The following is a 19,089-nucleotide window of genomic DNA, read 5'->3' on the forward strand; positions in this document are numbered from 1 at the left end:
CTTGTTTGCCTAGTTGTTGAACCGTTCCCACATGCGGTCCACCGCCGTGCGCGCGGCGTCCACCGACTGGCCCAGGGCGCCGAGCAGGGCCGCTTGGTCGGGGGCCACGCCCGCGTCCAGGGTCCGCTTCAGGCCCGCCTGCATCCGGACCAGCTCCTCCTGCAGGCGCGCGCGGCCCAGCCCGGCCGGGTCGTCGCGCAGCAGGTCCTGCGTGAAATCTTTGAGTTCGTCGGCCATTATTCCCTCCTTTCGAAAATCCTGGTCACGACCTTGCCGTCGCGTTCCACCACGAGTTTTTCGGCTGTGATCTCCCGGATGATGAATCCGCCGGGCAGCCTGCCGCCGGTGAAGTATTTCTGCCCGTCCTTCATGGAGATGAACGGCACCGGCTCCAAGGTTACACCCACGATGGTCAGCCCGCCAAGGATGTCCTCGGGAGCCGCGTCCTTGTCCTGCTCATCAGCAAAGCCCATGCCAGAGCCGAACTGCCTGTAATCCTTGGCAGGATCCACGGGCGCCTGCGGCCCGGCGGCAGGGGCGGTGGCGTCTGCGCCAACATCGGTGGCATCTTCGGGCACCTGGATCAGGGCGCCGTCGGCGGCGCGCGCCGGGCGGCCGTCGGCCCCGGTCATGATCCTGGGTGCCACGGGGCGGCCCTCCTCGTCACGCACGATGCGGCCCTGGGCGTCCATGCGCGGGGCGACCACCAGGGGCGCTCCGCCCGCGTCGCGGACCACGCGGTCCTGGGGATCGCGCGCCACCACCGTGGGCACCGGGGCCCGCTCGGCGTCGAGGACCACCCGGCCCTGGTCGTCGCGCAGGGGGCCCAGCAGCACGGGCGTTCCGCCCTCGTCGCGCAGCACCTCTTCCTTGGCGTCGCGGGCCACGGTGGGGAACATGGGCGTGCCCGCCTCGTCGCGCAGCACGTCGCCGGTCTCGTCGCGCAGGGCCTGCACCACCAGGGGCGCCTGGTCCGCGCCCTGCACGGGGCTGCCGTCGCGCTCCAGGATCACGGCGGCGGGGCCTTCGCGGAACATGTCGTCGCGCCCGGGCACGGGCCGGTCCTTGCTGTCGCGCAGGATGTCGCCCGCGCGCTCCAGCAGCGGGCGGCCCTTGTCGTCGCGCACCACGCGGTCCTCTTCGTCGCGGGCGACGGTGATGCGCGTGTCGGGGACCATGGCCTCGTGGCCGGGCACGGGCTGGCCTTGCTCGTCGCGCAGCAGCCCGCCCGGGCGTTCCAGCAGCGGGCGGCCCAGCGTATCGCGGACCACCTCGCCCTTGTCGTCGCGCGCGGCGGCCACGGGGGTGCCGGGGGCCACGGCCTCGGGGGCGGGCACCGGGCGGCCCCGCTCGTCGTGCAGCACCTGGCCCTCGCGTTGCAGCACCGGGGCACCCTGTTCGTCGCGGGCCACCACGGCGGGGGCGCCATCGGCCAGGACTTCGGGCCCGGGCACAGGGCGGCCTGCTTCGTCGCGCAGGCGTTCGGGCTTGCGCTCCAGCAGCGGGCGGTCCTCGGCGTCGCGCAGCACTTGGCCCTTGTCGTCGCGGGCGACGATGACCGGGGCGCCGTCGGCCAGGGCCTCGGGCCCGGGCACGGGGTGGCCGCGGGTGTCGCGCAGCACCTCGCCTCCGCGTTCCAGTAGCGGGCGGCCCTGCTCGTCGCGCACCACTTCGCCCTGCTCGTCGCGCAGGGCGGCGATGGGCGCGTCGGGCGCCGGGGCGGGCACGGCGGTCATGGCCTCGTGGCCGGTGATGTTCCGGCCCTCGTCGTCGCGCAGGATGAAGCCCTCGCGCTCCAACAGGGGCCGCTTGTCCTCGTCGCGCACGACCTTGCCCTTCTCGTCGCGCAGCACGTCGATGGAGGAGTGGTCGGGCTCGGTGGGCACCAGGGCCACCACGCCGCCCAGGGCGTTGTCCAGCACCGGGGCCTTGGACAGGTCGATGTGCCCGGGCCCGGGGGCGGGCTCGCCCGCAGGCAGCGGGGCCACAGGCGTGACCCGGGCCACGGACGCGCCCGGCCCGGCGCGCAGGGCCGGGGCCGAAGACAGGCCCTTGGAGGCCCGCAGCTCCTGGGCGTCGCGGAAAAGCTGGGCCAGGCCCGCGTCGGGGGCGAAGGCCGAACGGTGGCTGCTGCTGATGCTCTTGTTCCACTCCGCCGAGAAGCCCGGAGCCGTCAGGGTGTCCCAGAAGGCCACGGGGGAGTTCAGGGCGTCGCAGACCTCCTTCTTGGCCAGCTCCAGGCGCTCGCGCTGCTCGAAGTCCAGCTCGCCCTCCACCTCCACCACACCCGGATGCAGGCGCACCACCACCAGCTCGTCCAGCTCGTGGCGGATGAGCGCGTCGCGGAACAGCGGCCAGACCTGGGCGGCGTAGACCATGGACGAGCGGACCTCGCCGATGGTGCGGATGTCCTCGGCGATCCAGATCTTGGCCGCACCCTCGATGAGCTTGTCGCGGAAATAGCCCGTGAGCAGCACGTCCTGCGCGTCCAGGGCGACGTGGGGGAACAGGCCGCGCACGGCCAGGGCCACGCGCACCCCCTGGGCGCGCTCCTCGCGCACCTGTACGTCGATGAACACCGGGAAGCTCATGCCTCCGGCCAGTTCCCACAGAGCCTTGCGGTGTCCGGCCTCGGGCACCTCGCCCTGGATGGTCACGCCGATGCTGGTCTGGCTCACGGTCAGGTACTCGAAGCCCTTGTCCTTGAGCACACGGCCCATCTCGCGGGCCAGGTGCGTGTCGGGCCCGCCCGAGAAGGTCACGCTGAGGTAGAGCAGGGCCAGCAGGCCCAGGGCCAGCAGCACGAGGCGGCGGGCCCGGGCGCCGGGCACGGCGGGGGCGGGCTGCGCGCCGGGCTCCTCGGCGCCGGGCTCCTGGCCGGGGCGGGGCCCGGTTTCCTCCAGGAAGGCCGCCGGGCCGATGTCGCCCCAGGGCTGGCCCTGCACCTGCCAGGCCATGCAGGTCGTGCCGAGCATGACGGCCCGGGCCGGGCCCCAGCGCAGCTCGCCCTGGAAGGGCCGGGGGCCCTCGTCGGGGGCCGGGGCGGCCTTGTCCTTCTCCGGCGCGGGCTCCTCGGGCTGGTCCAGGCCCGGGGCCTGCGGCTCGGGGCGCAGCAGGAGCACGGGGGCGTCCAGGGTGCGCAGGGTCAGGGCGGGCGGCGCCTCGGGGCCCGCAGGCACCACGAGCAGCGTGTGCTGCGTGGCCACGGTGCTGTCGTGCAGGATGATATCGCAGCTTTCCCCGCTGCCCAGCACGGTGTCGCCGGGGCGCAGGGGAATCTCCGCGCCCATGTGCGGCCCGGAGAAGAATTTCAGCAGGATGACCGGGGTGGCGCCGGGGGTCGTCACGGCAGGTCCTCCCACTTCGTGCCGGAGGCCGGGGCCGGGTCCTGCCCGGTATCGCGGGTGCGCACGGCGCAGCCCCCGGGCTTGGGCACGCTGGTGGCCGTTCCGGGGGTGACGAACTGGGGCGAGGCCGGAGCGGCGGAGAAGCCCAGTTCGTTCAGCTCTTGGGGTACGTTGGAGGACTCGTCCAGGGTCAACAGGCGCGGGGAGATGAGGATCAGCCGTTCCATGCGCTGGGAGGTCTTGGTCTTGGTCCTGAACAGCGCGCCCAGGGCGGGCAGGTCCATGAGCACGGGCACGCCGGTCTGGTCGTCCTTGACCTGCTCGTAGAAGTAGCCGCCGATGAGCAGACTCTGGCCCTCGCTGACGATGCCCTGGGTGCGGATGGTGGTCTTCTTGACCACGGCGGGGATGTCGCTGGTGGTGGAGCCGGTGCTGGGGTCGCCGCCGTCCTCCACGGTAATGGCCATCTTTATCTGCGCGGGCTTGTCGTCGTATTCGATGATGTGCGGGGTCACGTCGAGCACGGTGCCCGAGGAGACCTCGCGCAGGTCCACCACCTCGGTGCCCACCACGCGGATGTAGAAGGTGGTGCTGGCTTCCAGGCGCGCGCTGGTGTTGTCGATGGTCAGCACCGAGGGGCGGCCCAGCACGCGGCCCTTGCCGTCGGACTCCAGGGCGTTGACCTGGGCCATGAAATAGTCCGTGCCGAAGCTGTAGACCGTGGACAGGGTCAGCCCTTCGCCGATGAGCGCGTTGGGCAGGTCGGCGGGCAGGGGCACCTGCTTGGCGGTGTCGTTGAGGCTCGGCAGCCCGACGCCCGCGCCCGTGGAGGTGTACGGCCCGCCGTGGCCCGAGCCACCCCATTTCACGCCCAGGGAGCTGGAGTAGTCCACGTCCACGTCCACGATGGCGGCGTGCAGCTCCACCAGTTGCAGGGGCTTGTCCAGCTCGGCGATGGTCTTCTCGTAGTAGGGCATGCGGTAGGCCGAGTCGCGCACGATGACGGCGTTGCTGCGCGAGTCGGCCAGGATCCTGGGGGCCAGCTCGGCCACCGGGGAGGCGGGCAGGGCCCGGGTCTGGGTGTTCAGGGGCGAGGCCACGCGGCGGTCCAGCTCCATCTGCTCCTTGGCCCGGCGGCGCAGCTCTTCCAGGATCTTGGCCGCTTCGCCGTCTTGCAGGCGCAGGATCTGCTGCTCTTCGGGCAGGGGCGGGATGGTCTCGCGCACGGCGGCCCCGGCGCCCGAGCCCAGGGCCAGCTGCGAGTCGCCGGCGCGCTGCTCCATGACCATCTCCGAGAGGATGGTCGCCACGCCGGGGATGACCTTCTTGTCGCTGCCCGAGCCCAGCTCGGTGTCATCGGCCCAGGCGTGCTTGAGGAAGAAGACGCGCACCACCTGGTCGTTGCGGAAGGCGGCCTCGTAGGAGGCGATGGCCGCGGCCACGCCCTCGGTGTATTCGGCGGGCCCGGAGAAGGCCAGCACCCGGTCGTCGTCGTCGGCCACGCAGGGCAGTTGCGGCGAGAGCAGCCCGGCGCGGGTCAGGATGTCGCGCATGCGCGTGGGCTTGCTGGCCGTGAGGTAGACCATGCGCCGCTCCAGGTCGCGGCGCACGTAGAAGTGCAGGACGTCGTCCATCAGGTACCACTCGACCCCGAAGGCCGAGTAGGCCGCCGCCAGGAACTCGTCGGGCGACATGTCGGAAAACATGCCGCTGACCTCGCCCTTGACGTTGGGCGTGAAGGCCGCGCGCAGCCCCTGGGTGCGCGCGAAGGTTTCCAGCACGTCCACCAGGGGCGCCTGTTCGGCGTAGTGGCTGAAGCGGACCTTGAAGATGGAGCTGATGGGCAGGGTGTAGCGGTTGGCGACGCTCTTGGAGAACGAGGCCTGCCCCGCGTCCGGCCCGGCGGCCCACGCCCCGGCCCACAGCGCGCAGCAGAGCGCCAGGGCCGTCAGGCACCGTCCGAGGAGGGAAAGAAATGGAGTGCTCAACGCCTAAGGCCCCCAAAAGTAAGAAATCTCAGCCAGTCTTGCACAGGTCGCCCCAGAAGTCCATTTCGTCCAGAAAATGTTGCAGGGCCAGGTGCATCTCCGAGGCGCGCATGATGCCCAGCAGGTGCTCGGCGTCGTAGCACAGCATGCCCCGGCGCGTATCCAGGGACACCACGCCCGTGTCCGACGCGGCGCGGGCCAGGGCCGCCAGGCCGACCTTGCGCAGCAGGGCGTCGCCGCCCGGGCCCGGGGTCAGGCGCCCCAGGTCGGCGGACAGGCGCAGCACCCGGCCATCGGGGGAGCCGACGTCCACGTTCTGGCCGCCCTCCAGCCGGAAGCGGTAGCGGCCCCGGGCGTCCTGGGCGGGGCGGGGCCAGCCTGCGGCGCGGCACACCGTATCGATCCATTGCTCCAGCATGACGGGTCATCCGGGCGGAAGTGTCGTGCCGCGACCGGGGCTTCGCCCTGTTTGCCCCTGGTCGCGCTGCCGGTGGTGCCCGGCTAGGCCATGTTCGGGAGGAACTCCTGCTGCACGATGCCCGCGCCGCTGCTGCCCGTTTCGGTCACCACGTCGCGCATGGCCGCGAAGATGGCGTCCAGGGTGGCCAGGTCCAGGCCCTGGGCCAGGCGCAAGAGGGCCACCAGCTCGGCCACCAGCGCCTGGTAGAACTCGCCTTCGGACTTGGACAGCGGATCGTCGGGCAGGGTGCGCCCGCCGCCGGGGGTGGTCTGCTCCTGCACCACCTGGGTCGTCGCCCCCGTCAGGGCCTGGATGAGCGGCCCGGCCCCGAAGTAGGCGGCGATGCCCAGCACCCCGGAGAGCACCGCCGAAAGGATGGCGAAGTTCTCCGCCGTGCGCTCGGCCTTGCCCTCGGTCATGCCCAGGGCCTGGAAGAGGTCGGCCAGGGCCTTGGTCACGCCGCCGTCGGTGGCCGCATCGACCACCGCCAGCGTGCCCACGGTCAGGGATATGCCCATGATGAGCAGGGCCCCGGGGCCGATGAGGAGCGCCATTGCGGCGGTCAGGGTCAGGACGATGGCGGTGTTGATCACGGCGGCGGCGGCGAAGAGCCAGCGTTCCGCCGGGGTGCGCGTGGCGTCGGTGCCCGCGTCTTCGGTGCCGTCGGTGCCGGTGGTGGCTTTCGTGGTGGCCGCGTAGAGCTTGTCCATCTCGGCCTGGTAGCGCTCCATGTCCGATTCCAGGGCCTTGAGGTCCGTCTCCGTGCTCAGGCGGGCGATTTCCTTGATCAGGTGCTGCATGAGGAACATCAGGTAGGCCCGGCTACCCGTGTCCACGGAGTCGGCGTCGTAGTCGTCGAGCACGGCCAGCAGCTGGGCCGGGTTCAGTGCGCTGGCCCGGGAGAATTCGTCCCATTCCTGGCGGATTTCCACCGCCAGCTCGGCGGAAATGGTCACGGCGAACTGCGCCTGCAGGGCCGTGAGCAGTTCGTCCATGGTGGCGCCGGGATTGCAGGACACGTAGGCCGTGGCCGCCGCGTGCAGCTCGGCCATGCTCTGATCCGGAAAGGCCTTGCGCAGCGCCTGCTCCACGTCGGCCCATTCGCCCTGGTTGTCCTCGTAGCGGCCGATGAGCTGGCTGGTGTCGATGCCCAGAAGAGACATCCGCTCCCCCCTTGTCCTTGCTCCGTGCGGGCGGGCCTACACGTTGGAAAGCTTGGACATGGTCTGGTACTGCTGCTGGAGCAGGCTGTTGTAGATTTCCATGAAGGTCCTGACCAGATCGCGGGCCAGGTCTTCCAGCTTCTGGGCCGTCTCCTTGCGGATCTGGGCCACCTGCGACTTGCCCTCGATCTCGGCGATGTTGGCCTGGATCATGGAGGTGGCGAACTGGCTGGCGGTGTCGAAGAGCTTGGCCGAGCCCGCGACCACCTGGCTCCAGAGCATGGCCTTGCTGGAATCCTTGAAGCCCATGCCCGCCAGGCCGCCAACGATGCTGATGGCCGCGCTGGTCAGGCCCAGGGCGAGCTGGGTCCAGGCCATGGCGCGCATTTCGGCGGCCTTCTCCTTGGCCAGGGCCATGATCTCGTCGCGCTGGGCGAAGCCCTCCATGAGCTGCGAGGCGGACTCCTCGCCCATGACCTCGATCATCAGCATGAGCAGCATGGCCATGAGGTCGCGCACGCTCTGGGGCGTGACCACCTCTTCGGGGGTCTTCATCACCGCCAGCAGGCTGGCGGCGTCCAGGGTCGTGGTGGCTGCGAACTGCTCCCACTCCGTGCGCAGGGCCGCCACCTGGTCGGCGGCCAGCCCGGGGTTGAGCTGGTTGACCACGGCCTCGAGCACCTCGCCCGGGGTGGCCGAGGGGTGGGCCTCGATGTAGTCGGTGATGGCCGCGCTCAGGGTCTGGGTATCGATGCCCGGCAGCAGGGCGGTGAGCTTCTGCTCCACGTCCTGCCACTCCTTCGCGTCGCCGGAGAGCAGGTTGGCCCCGAGGGCGGTGGAGATGCCGGAGATGGTGATGTCGCTCATGATGCCTCCTGGGTGGATGCGCGGCCCCGGGCCGCGCGGTATGGGCGCACGCGCCTAGGCCAGCTCGGGGCTGGACGTCTTCATCAGCGTTTCCAGCAAGTTCTGGGTCGTCTCGGTGATCATGTCGCGCATGGCGCTGAAGATGGCGTCCAGCAGCGCCTCGGCCACCTGCTGGGAGGTCTTGAGGATCTGCAGCAGCTTCTCCATGAGCGCCTTGAGCTCCAGCAGTTCGGCCTGCTCCATGGTGTACTGGAAGTCCACCACGGCCTTGGCGCCCGTGGCCACGCCCACGCCCACCTGCATCAGGCAGTTGGCGATGTTCAGCAGCTTGACCAGTTTTTCCATGGTCGTGGCGGCGGTGCTGGCGGTGTTGGCCGCCGTGGCCGCCGCGCCCGTGGCGCTGGCGCCGGTGGTGGCGGCGGTGCTGGCCGTGCTGGTGGCGGTGCTGGCGGTGTTGGCCGCCGTGCTGGCGGCGCTGGCGCCCGAGGCGGCGAAGCCCGCGCCCAGGGAGCAGATGGCGCCGATGATGGCCAGGGTGATCTCCAGGCCGATGCCGATCCAGCGCGCCGTCTCCTTGGGCACGCCGCAGGCCTCAAGGATCGTGGCCGTGATGCCCGCAAGGGAGTATTTGCCGTCCGAGGCGGCCCCCGCGATGGCCGAGACCGCCAGGGTGCAGGCGATGGCCGCCGCGGCGATGGCCAGCCCCGCCGCCGCGCCGCCCGTGCCCACCGAGATGACCACGGCCACGGCCACGGCGATGGCCGCGCCGATGACCGCCGCCACGGCGCCCAGCCATTTCAGGAAGCCGCTCGGGGGCTTGGAGTTCATTTCCTCGATCTTCTTGTTGAGATCTTCCTTGGCCAGTTCGTAGCGGCCCTTGTCGGCCTGCTGCGAGACCTCGATGCTCTCGGCGGTCAGGCGCTCGATCTCCTCTTGCAGGTGCTGCATGAGGAACATCAGATAGGCCTGGGAGTGGGTGTTCACCGAGTCGGCGTCGTAGTCGTCGAGCACGGCCAGCAGCTCGGCCGGGTTCAGGGTGCTGGCCGAGGAGAACTCGTCCCACTCCTTGCGGATTTCGGCGGCCAGCTCGGTGGAGATGCTGATGGCGAACTGCGCTTGCAGGGCCGTGAGCAGCTCGTCCATGGTCGCGCCCGGATTCTGGGCGATGAAGATGGTGGCTGCGGCGTGGATCTCCTCCAGGCTCTTGCCCGGGAAGGCCTTTTGCAGCGCCAGCTCCACGTCGGTCCATTCGCTTTCGTTGGCCTGGTACTTCGCGATCAGCTGGCTCGTGTCGATGCCCAACAAAGACATGGCGTACTCCTTTGGGCGCCCCCTTGGGCGCGGCATGTCGCGGCTCGCTTCAGCGCGCGGTGTCTTTACGGGATTCCAGCAGCCGGAGCATGGACCGGGCCTGCCTGCCGTAGGCCGCCAGGGTCGGGGCGACGCCGGAGGCCTCGCCCGCCTCGCGGGCCGTCTCGAAGGCGCCCTGGGCCTGCTCGGGCAGCCCCATGGCCATGAGGCACACGCCCATGCGGAAGGGCGCCACAGGGTCGCCCGGGGTCAGGCCCATGACCACGGCGTAGCCGCGCACGGCGTCGGCCCATTTGCGCTGGGCCTCGCAGGCTCCGGCCAGGCCGAGCCAGCCGCGCGGGTCGGCGGAGGCGAACAGGACCATGGCCTGGAACAGGGACTCGGCCTGGGCGTAGTCCTCCACGCTGTAGGCCGCGTGGGCCATGGCGTAGAGGCCCTCCATGGCCTGGCGCGGGAGCAGCGGCGCCTGGGGCGAGCCGCCGGAGGCCTCGATTTCCTTGGTCAGGGTGTCGCGTATGGCGGTGAGCTGGGCCATCGCTTCGGGAGAGTACAGGTCGTTCATCATATTGCTCGGGGGTTGCGGGTTTGGCTTGGGGTCAGCACTGCCCTTTCTCGTCCAGCATGCGCAGCATGGACGCGGCGCGCTGGGCGTAGGGCAGCTTCTTGGGGTTGTCCTGCATGGCGTCCATGGTGGACGCGGCGGCCTCGAAGGCGTCGCGCGCGGCCCAGGGCTTGTCCAGTTCCATCAGGCAGACCCCGGCCCGGTAGGCCGCCACGGGGTCGCCGGGGGTCAGGGCCATGGCCATGCCGTAGCCCAGGGCGGCCTGCTCCCATTTGCGCTGGGCCTCGCAGGCGCCGCCGTAGCCCAGCCAGCCGCGCGGGTCCTTGGCGCCGTACAGGGCCATGCCCATGAAGACGTTCTCGGCCTGGGCGTAATCCTCCACGGCGTAGGCCGCGCGGGCCTGGGCGTAGAGTTCCTCCAGGCCTTCGCGGGGCATGGCGATGAGGTCGCGCACATGGCCCTTGGCCTGCATTTCGGCCATGAGTCTGGCACGCAGGGCGGGCCATTGTTCGTTCAGGTACTCTTTGTCGAAAGACATGGGAGATCCCCCTTGCTCAGAGCGTTTTCGCCAGGGTGCCGAACACGTCGGTGTTCTTCTTCACGCAGTCCACGGCCATCTGCTGGGCGCTGTCGCAGTCCTTGGCGGCCTGGTCGAACTTGGCCCCGGCCATCTTCATGTCCGTGGAGGCGATGTTCTTCTCGTAGTCCAGGCCGTCGCGCAGGTTCTGCCACTCGTCCTCGTTGTGCTTCTTGTCGTTGCCTTTGGTGGAGTAGCCGATATTGTTCTTGTCGCAGAAGGCGACCATGCCGCTGGACATGTAGGTGGCCTTGTCCTGGTCCGCTGCGTCGCGCTGCTTCTCGGCGGCCTCCTGGGAGTATTTGTTGACTTCCTTGTAGTAGTCCGTGGTGTCCTCGTAGGCCTCGTAGGCCTTTTCCATCTTGGCCTGGCCCTGGCCGGCGGCGGCCACGCACAGGATGGCGAAGGACACCATGGGATTGTCGCCCATCATGGCCTTGAGCTTGGCCGTGGCCCCCGTGGTCAGGCTGGCGGTGCCGGCGCTGTCCAACTTGGTGCCGGAGCGGGCGATGGAGAGTGCTGAAAGCAGGTCGGCCATGGTCGGTCTCCTAGAGCTTGACGATCATGCGCTTCTTGCGCTTGACGGGTTCGTCGGCGGCCTCGCCGGCCGGGGCGTCGGCCTCGGCGCGCCGGGTTTCGTCCATGGCCTTGCGCATCATGTCGTAGGCCTCGGGGTGGATCAGGTTCTCGCTGACGGCCAGGGCGACCTCCTCCTCGGTGAGGCCCACGGCGCCCAGCAGGGCCTGGTAGCGCTGGCGGCCCTTGTGCACGGCGTCGCGGCGGCGGCGCAGTTCGGCGTCGGCCTCCTCGGCTTCCCGGCGCAGGGTGGCCAGGGTCTGGTTCAGGTCTTCACGCATGTGTCTTGTTCCTTTCCGCTAGTGGCCCTGGGGCGGGGAGGGGTTCAGGCCGTAGAACATGTCCCAGCCGGAGAGCTCGACCTGCGGGGCGTCGGTGCCCAGGCCGGAGAGGGTGAAGTCCATCCGCCCGACCTTGCCGAATTCCAGGCCCGGCGGGTCCGAATGCTGGGAGGCGCCCTTCTGCTGCACGTAGTCCATGTGCACGTCCATGGAGCCGTCGGGCTTGGTGGTCAGGGTGAAGTCGGCCACGGAGGACAGGGTCGGCCCCTCGTGGGTCATGTAGGTCGCCAGCAGCGGCTGGGTGGGCGGGTAGTTGAGCATGGTGGTGTCCACCAGGCCGTACACGTTCTGGAAGGTCACCTGGGCCACCTGCCGGGCCGGGCCCTCGCCGCCCACGGCGTCGATGAAGGCGTCCAGGCGGCGGTGCTGTTCGTCCTCGGGCAGGTTGGTGCCGCCGCCGCCGTAGGTCTGGCCGTCCACCGTGATGGGCCTGCGGAAGAAATCCTCGATGAAGTCGCGGTTGAGGCCCCGGTAGCCCAGCAGGCGGTCCTTGCCCAGCTCGGTGGTCAGGCCCTGGCTGATGGTCGCGGTCATCACGGGCTTGTCCACGGCGCCGCTTAGCAGCGAGGTGGTCCGGGCGCCCACGGTGAAGGTGCCCTCGGTGCTGTTCCCGCGCAGGGTGTCCACACCCAGGGTGGTCACCCGCTGGGGCGGGCAGGAGCTGTAGAGGGCGTCCCAGTTGTCCAGGCGCAGCACCGGGTCGTCGCTGCCGAAGCCCTGGATGGTGATGTCCAGGGCGTGCTGCTCGCCCATGTCGTAGTCGCCGTTGCCCAAGCGCTGTTCGGAGTGCTCGCAGTGCAGCTTCATGGTCTCGCCGTCGATGGTCACGGAGAAGCGCATGCCCGAGGGCGCCTCCGTGGCCGGGTCGATCCCGTGGATGGGCGCGCCGCCGTGGCCCATGAAGGCCTGCACCAGCGGGCTCGTGGCCGGGTCTTCCGCCAGGGCGGACATCAGGCGGCCCAGGGTGCCCTGGCCGACCAGCCGGGCGACCTGCTGGGCCTTCTCCGGCCCGCCGCAGGCGTCGATGAAGGCCTGGAGCTGTTCGCCGAGCACGCCCTCGGGCGCGTTGTCGTCGCCGGTGAAGAACTGGCCGTTGACGGTGACGCCGTTGCGGATGAAGTCGGGGATGAAGCGCTGGGGCAGGCCCTTGGCGCCCAGGGTGCCGTCGGTGTGCAGGTCCTGGGTCAGGGTGCGCACCAGGGTCTGGCCGATGGCCTGGGTGTCGGGCTCGCCTTCCTGGAGGGCCTGCACGTCGCGGCCCAGGGTCACGGTGCCGTGGCCGATCTGCGGGCGGATTTCCGACAGGGGCCGCATGCCGATCATCTGGCCGGACAGATCGGTGCGCCGGGCTTCCTGGGCGCGCACGGTGTCGGTGCCGCCGCGCACGGCGAAGTCCTTGCCCAGGGAGTCGAGCATCCGGGTGACCTGTTGGGTCTGCTCGGGGCTGGCCTCGCCCGGGCCGTGGTCCTCCAGGCCCAGGTTCTGGGCCAGCAGCAGCAGGGCGTTGGTGGCCTTGTTGGTGGTGCTGGTCACGGAGGCGAGGTCCTGCTGGCCGAGGTCCCCGGGCAGGGTTTCGCCGCCCGAGGCGATGACATCGACCAGCGCGCCGACGAGCCCCCGGCACTGCGGCGACTGCAATGTCTCGATAAGCTGCTGGCGCTGGTCCTGGGTCAGGGAGGCGGTGGCCTCGGTCAGGGCCTGGGAGAGCGCGTCCACGCCCTCGTCCACGTCGCCGGTGCCGTCGAGCATGGCGCTGGCGCGCACGACCTGCTCCACGAAGGTGTTGATTTTTTCCGGGGTGGTTGGCCCGGAGAGCAGGCCGCCCACGGCCTCGCGGATCTGGCCCTTGAGATGGGAGCCCGGGGCCGTGCCCGCCAGCTCGTCCTGGTTCAGCACCACCTCGTCGCCGATGCGCACGTCCAGGTGGTCGTAGCGCGAGGCGATGGTGTCGCGCAGGCCCTTGACCTCGGCGCGCTCGCCCTCGGTCAGGGTGTCCTGGGCCAGCACGATGTCGAGGTTGGCGAGCATGGTCCGCAGGCCCTGGCTCTTGGAGGTGGGGTTGTTCGCGCGCAGCAGGTCGGCCAGGTCGTTCTTGCCCGCCCGGGTCATGGTTTCGATGAGCCCCTTGTACTGGCGCGACAGCCCGGTGGGGATGCGCTCCTTGCGCGAGTCCGGCGCGTTGGGGAACAGCCGCCCGCCCGAGAGGCCGCGCAGCGCGGTGCGGAAAAAGCCCATGGCGTGGCCCAGGGTCTGCTGGAGGTCGCGCCAAAAGCGCATGGGCCGGTCCGCCGGTCCGCCCGGGTCGCGGCGCACGGAGCCGGAACTCAGGCGGCAGCCGTGCTCCTCCATCTTGAGGAACAGGCGGTCGTTGCCGGGCAGGCCCTCGGTGCCCGCGTTCAGGGCCCCGTAGAGCACCGTGGCCTTGCCGTAGGGCAGGGTCGGGCCGTCGAGCATGTCGATGCCGCGGTGCCCGCCGCCGGGGGAGCCCTGGAAGCCGTCGATATGCGAGGAGGGCCGCTGGTAGACCTCGGGGCTGGAGTCCAGGAAATCGCGCAGGCGGTGCCCGGGGTCCTCGATGCTGAAGGCGCCCTCGCTGAAGGTCGCGCCCTTCTCGTTGGCCTTGGCCATGAGGAAGGTCGTCAGGTCGCGGATGTTCTCCGCCGTGGCCGGGCCGTGGACGGTGCCGTTGCGGATGCCGTCCCACAGCCGGTAGCCGCTTTCCACGCGCTCCTGGAGCACGCGCGGCATGTCGCGCACGGCCTGGTCGCGCTGGTCCTGCGGCAGGGCCTCGATCTCGTGCTCGACCATCTTGCCGTCCACCTGGGCCAGGTGGCCGTCGGGCGGCATGCTCAGGCCGACGCTCTTGGGCATGAGCGAGCGCGGGGGCGCCGTGCTCTCCCACTGGTCCAGGGCCTGGTTCAGGGCCTGCTGGGAGGTGTTGACCATGGGGCCCAGGCTGCCCAGGGGCGCTTGGCCGACAACCTGGCGGCCCTGCTGCTGGAGGACGCCGACGCGCTCGGGGGTGATGCCGCCCTGGACGGTGGTCCCGGACTGGACGCCCTGGTCCAGGCCCTGGGTGGGCCCGGTGCCGAGGAGCGGGACGTTGAGGGTGGTTTCAAAGCCCATGAGAATTCCCCTTGGCGCGTGGCGGCGCCGTTGCGATCAGATGCGGATCATGCCCGGGGCGGGTGCGTTCGGGGCCGGGGCCGCCGGGCCGCTGGAGGCGGCCTTGACCTTGGCCCGCCAGTAGCGCGCCGCGCCCACCAGGGCGGCCAGGGGCTCCTCGATCCAGGCGGGTTCGTCCACGGGCAGGGGGAAGTGCTGGTGCAGGGCCACCAGGTTCTCCTGGGCGTCGATGCCCAGGGTCCCGCCGCCGGTGTAGGCGCCCATGTAGTTGCCGCACAGCATCTCGTGCAGCAGGGGCGCGTCGGTCTCGTGCACCCGGCCCAGGTAGAGGGTGACCACCAGCTCGTGGTCGGGCTCCACCAGGCAGAACAGGCAGGCGATGTCGCCGTCCACGGTCATGGCGGCCACGCCGTTGGCGTCGAAGGCCAGGCCCTGGCCGCCCACGGCGGTGTTGACGTAGTCCAGGATGGCCTGGGCGTTCTTGGCGATGTCCATGTGCTGGCTCCTTCGGGGGTCGGCCCCGGCGCGCTTGGCCAGGGGGTGCAGCGTTGTTGCCCTTGTTTCGTCTTTAGCAAGGGGGATGCCAAGACGGGTTTCGATATGAAATCTTTTTATTTCAACATGATGCAATCTTGCTCTTCCCGGTGCTGGCGGGACCGGCGTTGGCGCCAGCGCCAGCGTTGTTGGCGCCTAGTCGTCCTCGGCTCCTTCCGCGTCGTGGCGCAGCAGCTTCTTGCGCAGGCCCTCGCGGGTGATGCCCAGCAGCTCGGCGGCGCGGGTCTTGTTGCCCCCGGCGCGGTCCAGGGCCTTGCGGATCAGGCGGCGCTCGTTGTCGTCCAGGCGCAGGCTGGCCGGGTCGGCCCCGCCGTCGCGGCCCAGGCCGCGCACCCGGGGCGAGAGGTCGCCCTCGTCCACCTGGGGGCCGAAGGTCAAAACGGCGGCGCGCTCCATTTCGTTGCGCAGCTCGCGCACGTTGCCGGGCCAGTCGTAGTGCAAAAGCGCCCGCTCGGCGGCGGGGGTCAGGCCCTTGTCGGTGTGTTCGGCCAGGAAGCGCCGGGCCAGGATGAGGATGTCCTCGCCGCGCTCGGCCAGGGGCGGCAGGTTCAGGATCACGGAATGGATGCGGTAGAAGAGGTCCTCGCGGAAGTCGCCGTCGGCCACGGCGCGCTCCAGGTCGCGGTTGGTGGCGCAGACGATGCGCACGTCCACGGGCACGGGCTTGGCCCCGCCCACGGGCACCACCTCGCGCGCTTCGAGCACACGCAGGAACTTGGCCTGGTGCGCCGGGCTCATGTCGGCGATCTCGTCCAGGAACAGCGTGCCGCCGTGGGCTTGGCGCAAGAGGCCCTCGCGCTTGTGGACCCCGGTGGCCACGCCGCTTTCGATGCCGAAAACCTCGCTCTCGAAGAGCGACTCGGGCACGGCGGAGCAGTTCAGGGCCACGAAAGGCCCGCCGCTGCGCGGGGAATTGTAGTGCAGGATCTTGGCGAAGACTTCTTTGCCCGCGCCCGTGGGGCCGAGGATGAGCACGTTGATGGAGTGGCGGGCGATGGAGATGGCCAGCTGCATGGCCTGTTGCATGGCCGGGCACTGGCCCACGAACTGGGCGGGCTCGTAGGCGCCGCACAGGGTGCGCACCAGGGTGTTGCGCTCCTCGCCGAGCTTGCGGTAGGCGCGCTCCAGTTCGCGGTTCTGGCGGCGGAGCTGGTCGAGGAGTTCCTCGCGGTGCAGGTCGCGGGCCTCGACCTTGACGAGCATGAGCCCGAAGGCCTCGGCCAGCTGGGCCACGGGCGCGGGCACCTCGCCCGCCCGGGTCAGGGCGAACAGCCGCTCGGCCTGGGCGGTTTCCCCCCAGGCCAGGCGCTCGCACACATCGACCATGACGGCGAAGGCGTCCAGGGCCGACGGCTCCAGGGCCGACGGCGCCCCGGAAACGCCGGAGTCCGCGGATTTTCGAGAGTGTTCTCCCATGCCCCCCTCAAGCGCTGCACCGCCGGGCCAGGGACGCCCGGCATCTCCTGGAGCAGGCCTCCGGCAAGGCCCACGGTCCGCGACCCGGACGAAGACGCGCGCGCGTCTCCGTATTCAATTCCATATGTTGTCGATTTAGCCGTATCCAGGCCATTTGTCACGGCCTACGTTGGCCTGCGGCGGGGCGGGGCGATTTTCCCTTGCGCCACAGCGCCTCTGGCCGCTGCGGCTCCGGGCGTCCGGCCGGGCCCAGGTGGCGGGGGGAACGCTCCCGGTTCGCTCCCCCCGCCGGGCCCGGTGGTGCGCCTGCTCAGTTCTGCATCTCGCTGATGATGCTCTTGAGCTCCTGGGCCAGGCGCGCCAGGTCCGAGACGGCCTGGGCCGACTGGTTCATGGCCTCCGCCGTCTCGCGGGCGATGTTGTTGATTTCCTCGGTGGTGCGGCTGATCTCATCGCTGGCGGCGGACTGCTCCTCGCTGGCCGTGGCGATGCCGCGCACCTGGTCGGCGGTCTGCTCGACCATGGCCACGATCTCGCGCAGGGCCGCGCCGGAGCGGCCTGCGGTGCCGGTGCTGGCGGTGATGGCCTCGGTGGTCGCCTCGGTGCCGCGGATGTTCTTGCGCGCGCTCTCCTGCACGGCGCGGATGTAGGCGCCGACCTCGTTGGTGGCGCTCATGGTCTTCTCGGCCAGCTTGCGCACCTCGTCGGCCACCACGGCGAAGCCCCGGCCCGCGTCGCCCGCCCGCGCGGCCTCGATGGCCGCGTTGAGCGCCAGAAGGTTGGTCTGGTCGGCGATGTCGGCGATGACGTTCATGATCTGGCCGATGCCCTCGGCCTGGCGCCCCAGCTCGGTCATATCGGCCTTGAGCTCCTCGGCCCGGGTGTTGACCTGGGTGATGGTCTGCACCACCTCGTCCACCAGGGCTTCGCCCTCGCGGGCCTTGGCGTTGGCCCGGTCGGCCAGTTCGGCGGCGGTGCTGGCGCTCCTGGCCACCTCGATGACCGTGGCGTTCATCTCCTCCATGGCCGTGGCGGCCTCGCCGGTGCGGTTGCGCTGCTCCTCGGAGCCCCGGCTGGACTGCTCGATCTGCGCCGAAAGCTCCTCGGAGGCCGAGGCCACCTGGTCGGACACGGCGGTGGCCGCAGCGGCGGCCCGGGCGATCTTCTCGTTCTGGGCCTCGATGCGCTTTTGCTGGGCGCGGATTTCCGTCAGCTCGAACCACACGGCCAGCACGCCGATGAGGTTGCCGTCCAGGTCGGCGATGGGCGTGCTGGTCACGTCGAAGATCTTCTCGACGCCCCGGGCCGTGGTGTAGGTGGTTTCCACGTCCAGGCGGCGGTTCTCGCGCAGGGCGCGCAGGCTGACGGTCTCGCGGGTGTCGTCGCCGTAGACCAGGCGGCCCGAGGTCTGGCCCAGGTGGGCCTTGGGGTCGCCGTCCTTGTCCAGGGCGCGCATCATGTGCGCGTTGATGAAGGTGGCGCGGTTGTCGCGGTCGAACACCGAGCAGGGCAGCACGAAGCCGTCCAGCACGCCCTGGGCGAAGCCCAGCTTCTGCTTGAGCTCGCCGACCATGGTCCGGATGTTTTCGGCCAGGCTTTTCATCTCGAAGCGGAAGCCCGTGCCCAGGTCGGCGCGGAAGTCGCCTGCGGCGATGGAGGCGGTGAAGGCCTCGATGCGCCGCAGGGGGCGCACCAGCAGGCGGCTGACGATCAGGGCGATGGTCAGGACCAGGACCAGCACGGCGCCCGCGCCGATGCCCAGCAGCACGTTGCGCTGGCGGGTGGCCGTGGCGGTCAGCTCCGCGACGTAGGCGCTCATGCAGACCACCCAGCCGGTGGCCGGGTCCGTGGCCACCACGAGGTACTTGGCCTCGCCGCCCCATTCGTAGAAGAAGTCGCCGTCGTGCGTGCGCAGGGCCTCGCGGATGAAGTCGTGCTCGCTCAGGTCCTTGAGCAGGAGCGACTTGTCCATGGCGTGGGCGATGATCCGCCCCTTTGCGTCGAGCATGAACCCGTAGCCGCGCTCGCCGAAGCGCGGCGGGTCGATGAAGGCCCTGGTGAACTCCTCCCACAGGGGCAGCAGGCAGACCCCGCCCAGCACCTGGCCCTGGGCCGAGCGCACGGCCTTGGCCACGGGGAAGGCCAGGGTCTTGACCCCGGCGCTTTCCACCTGGAGCAGCTCGCGCGGCACGTACAGGTCCTGCCCGGAGAGGATGGCCCGCACGTAGTCGCGGTCGGCCCGGCTCTTGCCGGCCAGGTCCTCGCCGCTGGCCGAGCGCCCGGCCACGACCATGCCCGTGTGGTCGAAGACGACAACCCCCCACAGGTTTCCGGCCTCGGTCAGGAAGAGGCGCAGGTCGTCGTCCACCCGCGAGGGGTCGCCTTCCAGGGCGTCGCGCACCGTGCGCCGCGCCGACAGGGTGGTGGCCATGGTCTGCACGTTTTCCATGTACAGTTCCAGGGCGGCCAGGCTGGTGGTGGTCATCTGGGTCATGGCCTGTTTTTTCTGCTCCAGGGCCAGGTGGTAGGTGGAGCCGGACACGTAGGCCACGATGCCCGCCACGGCCAGGATCACGGCCAGGGCCACGGAGGCGATCAACACGGTGCCGAGGTTTTTCTTGAGCATGGAGTCCCCCCCACAGGGAATGTCTGCGCCGGATGGATGCCCGCGCTGCCCGGCCGGATGGCCCGGGCGCGTTGGCAGCCGGGGAAGCGAAGGCGGCGCGGCCCGGTGCCGCGTCGCCCTGACGGAGCCTGCGCGCAGGAACAATGTCGTTTTCCAGGTGTCGCGTCTTGCGTG

15 protein-coding genes are annotated in these 19,089 nt (G+C 70.4%); all 15 read right to left on the reverse strand.

The annotated features are described in order from the left end of the window. Positions 1–9 precede the first annotated feature (9 nt). Positions 10–237, reverse strand: a complete 228-nt coding sequence (locus G495_RS0112240) for a hypothetical protein (protein ID WP_028588047.1) — start codon at positions 235–237, stop codon at positions 10–12. Then, positions 237–3,347: a type III secretion system inner membrane ring subunit SctD gene (gene sctD / locus G495_RS0112245; protein WP_028588048.1), complete on the reverse strand. Its 3,111-nt coding sequence runs from the start codon at positions 3,345–3,347 to the stop codon at positions 237–239. Before sctD ends, G495_RS0112240 begins: the two co-directional genes overlap by 1 nt. Beyond that, positions 3,344–5,335, reverse strand: coding sequence for a type III secretion system outer membrane ring subunit SctC (gene sctC, locus G495_RS18990; protein WP_051445348.1), 1,992 nt, complete (start codon positions 5,333–5,335; stop codon positions 3,344–3,346). The genes sctD and sctC overlap by 4 nt, the downstream gene beginning before the upstream one ends. A 28-nt stretch (positions 5,336–5,363) precedes the next feature. After that, positions 5,364–5,753, reverse strand: coding sequence for a CesT family type III secretion system chaperone (locus G495_RS18995; protein ID WP_051445349.1), 390 nt, complete (start codon positions 5,751–5,753; stop codon positions 5,364–5,366). Between the two features lie 83 nt (positions 5,754–5,836). Then, the gene (locus G495_RS0112260) at positions 5,837–6,958 is read right to left on the reverse strand and encodes a hypothetical protein (protein WP_028588049.1); all 1,122 of its coding nucleotides are present in this window, start codon (positions 6,956–6,958) and stop codon (positions 5,837–5,839) included. A 36-nt stretch (positions 6,959–6,994) separates the two neighbouring features. Then, a complete protein-coding gene (locus G495_RS0112265; protein ID WP_028588050.1) occupies positions 6,995–7,825 on the reverse strand; it encodes a hypothetical protein in 831 nt (276 codons plus the stop codon). A gap of 54 nt (positions 7,826–7,879) precedes the next feature. Then, entirely contained in the window at positions 7,880–9,136 is a 1,257-nt protein-coding gene (locus G495_RS0112270; RefSeq protein WP_028588051.1) for a YopB/SseC family type III secretion system translocon subunit, read from the reverse strand. A gap of 49 nt (positions 9,137–9,185) precedes the next feature. Further along, positions 9,186–9,701, reverse strand: coding sequence for a hypothetical protein (locus tag G495_RS0112275; RefSeq protein ID WP_156939698.1), 516 nt, complete (start codon positions 9,699–9,701; stop codon positions 9,186–9,188). Positions 9,702–9,732: 31 nt separating this feature from the next. Then, complete coding sequence (locus G495_RS0112280; protein ID WP_028588053.1) at positions 9,733–10,236, reverse strand: hypothetical protein; 504 nt, start codon at positions 10,234–10,236, stop codon at positions 9,733–9,735. 16 nt (positions 10,237–10,252) lie between these two features. After that, on the reverse strand, positions 10,253–10,813 hold the full coding sequence (locus G495_RS20515) for a hypothetical protein (RefSeq protein ID WP_028588054.1): 561 nt from the start codon (positions 10,811–10,813) through the stop codon (positions 10,253–10,255). A 10-nt stretch (positions 10,814–10,823) separates the two neighbouring features. Continuing rightward, positions 10,824–11,132 (reverse strand): hypothetical protein, encoded by a 309-nt coding sequence (locus G495_RS0112290; protein WP_028588055.1) that lies wholly within the window; start codon positions 11,130–11,132, stop codon positions 10,824–10,826. 18 nt (positions 11,133–11,150) lie between these two features. Further along, positions 11,151–14,318, reverse strand: coding sequence for a hypothetical protein (locus G495_RS20520; RefSeq protein ID WP_028588056.1), 3,168 nt, complete (start codon positions 14,316–14,318; stop codon positions 11,151–11,153). Between the two features lie 36 nt (positions 14,319–14,354). Continuing rightward, positions 14,355–14,813: a type III secretion system chaperone gene (locus G495_RS19010; RefSeq protein WP_051445350.1), complete on the reverse strand. Its 459-nt coding sequence runs from the start codon at positions 14,811–14,813 to the stop codon at positions 14,355–14,357. A gap of 195 nt (positions 14,814–15,008) precedes the next feature. Further along, on the reverse strand, positions 15,009–16,289 hold the full coding sequence (locus G495_RS0112305; protein ID WP_245588425.1) for a sigma-54 interaction domain-containing protein: 1,281 nt from the start codon (positions 16,287–16,289) through the stop codon (positions 15,009–15,011). A 310-nt stretch (positions 16,290–16,599) separates the two neighbouring features. Next, positions 16,600–18,915 carry a methyl-accepting chemotaxis protein gene (locus tag G495_RS0112310; protein ID WP_028588058.1) on the reverse strand — a complete coding sequence of 772 codons (2,316 nt, stop codon included), beginning with the start codon at positions 18,913–18,915 and terminating at the stop codon, positions 16,600–16,602. Positions 18,916–19,089: the final 174 nt, after the last annotated feature.

Origin of the sequence: Desulfocurvus vexinensis DSM 17965, assembly GCF_000519125.1 — a bacterium.
Classification (GTDB): Bacteria; Desulfobacterota; Desulfovibrionia; order Desulfovibrionales; family Desulfovibrionaceae; genus Desulfocurvus; species Desulfocurvus vexinensis.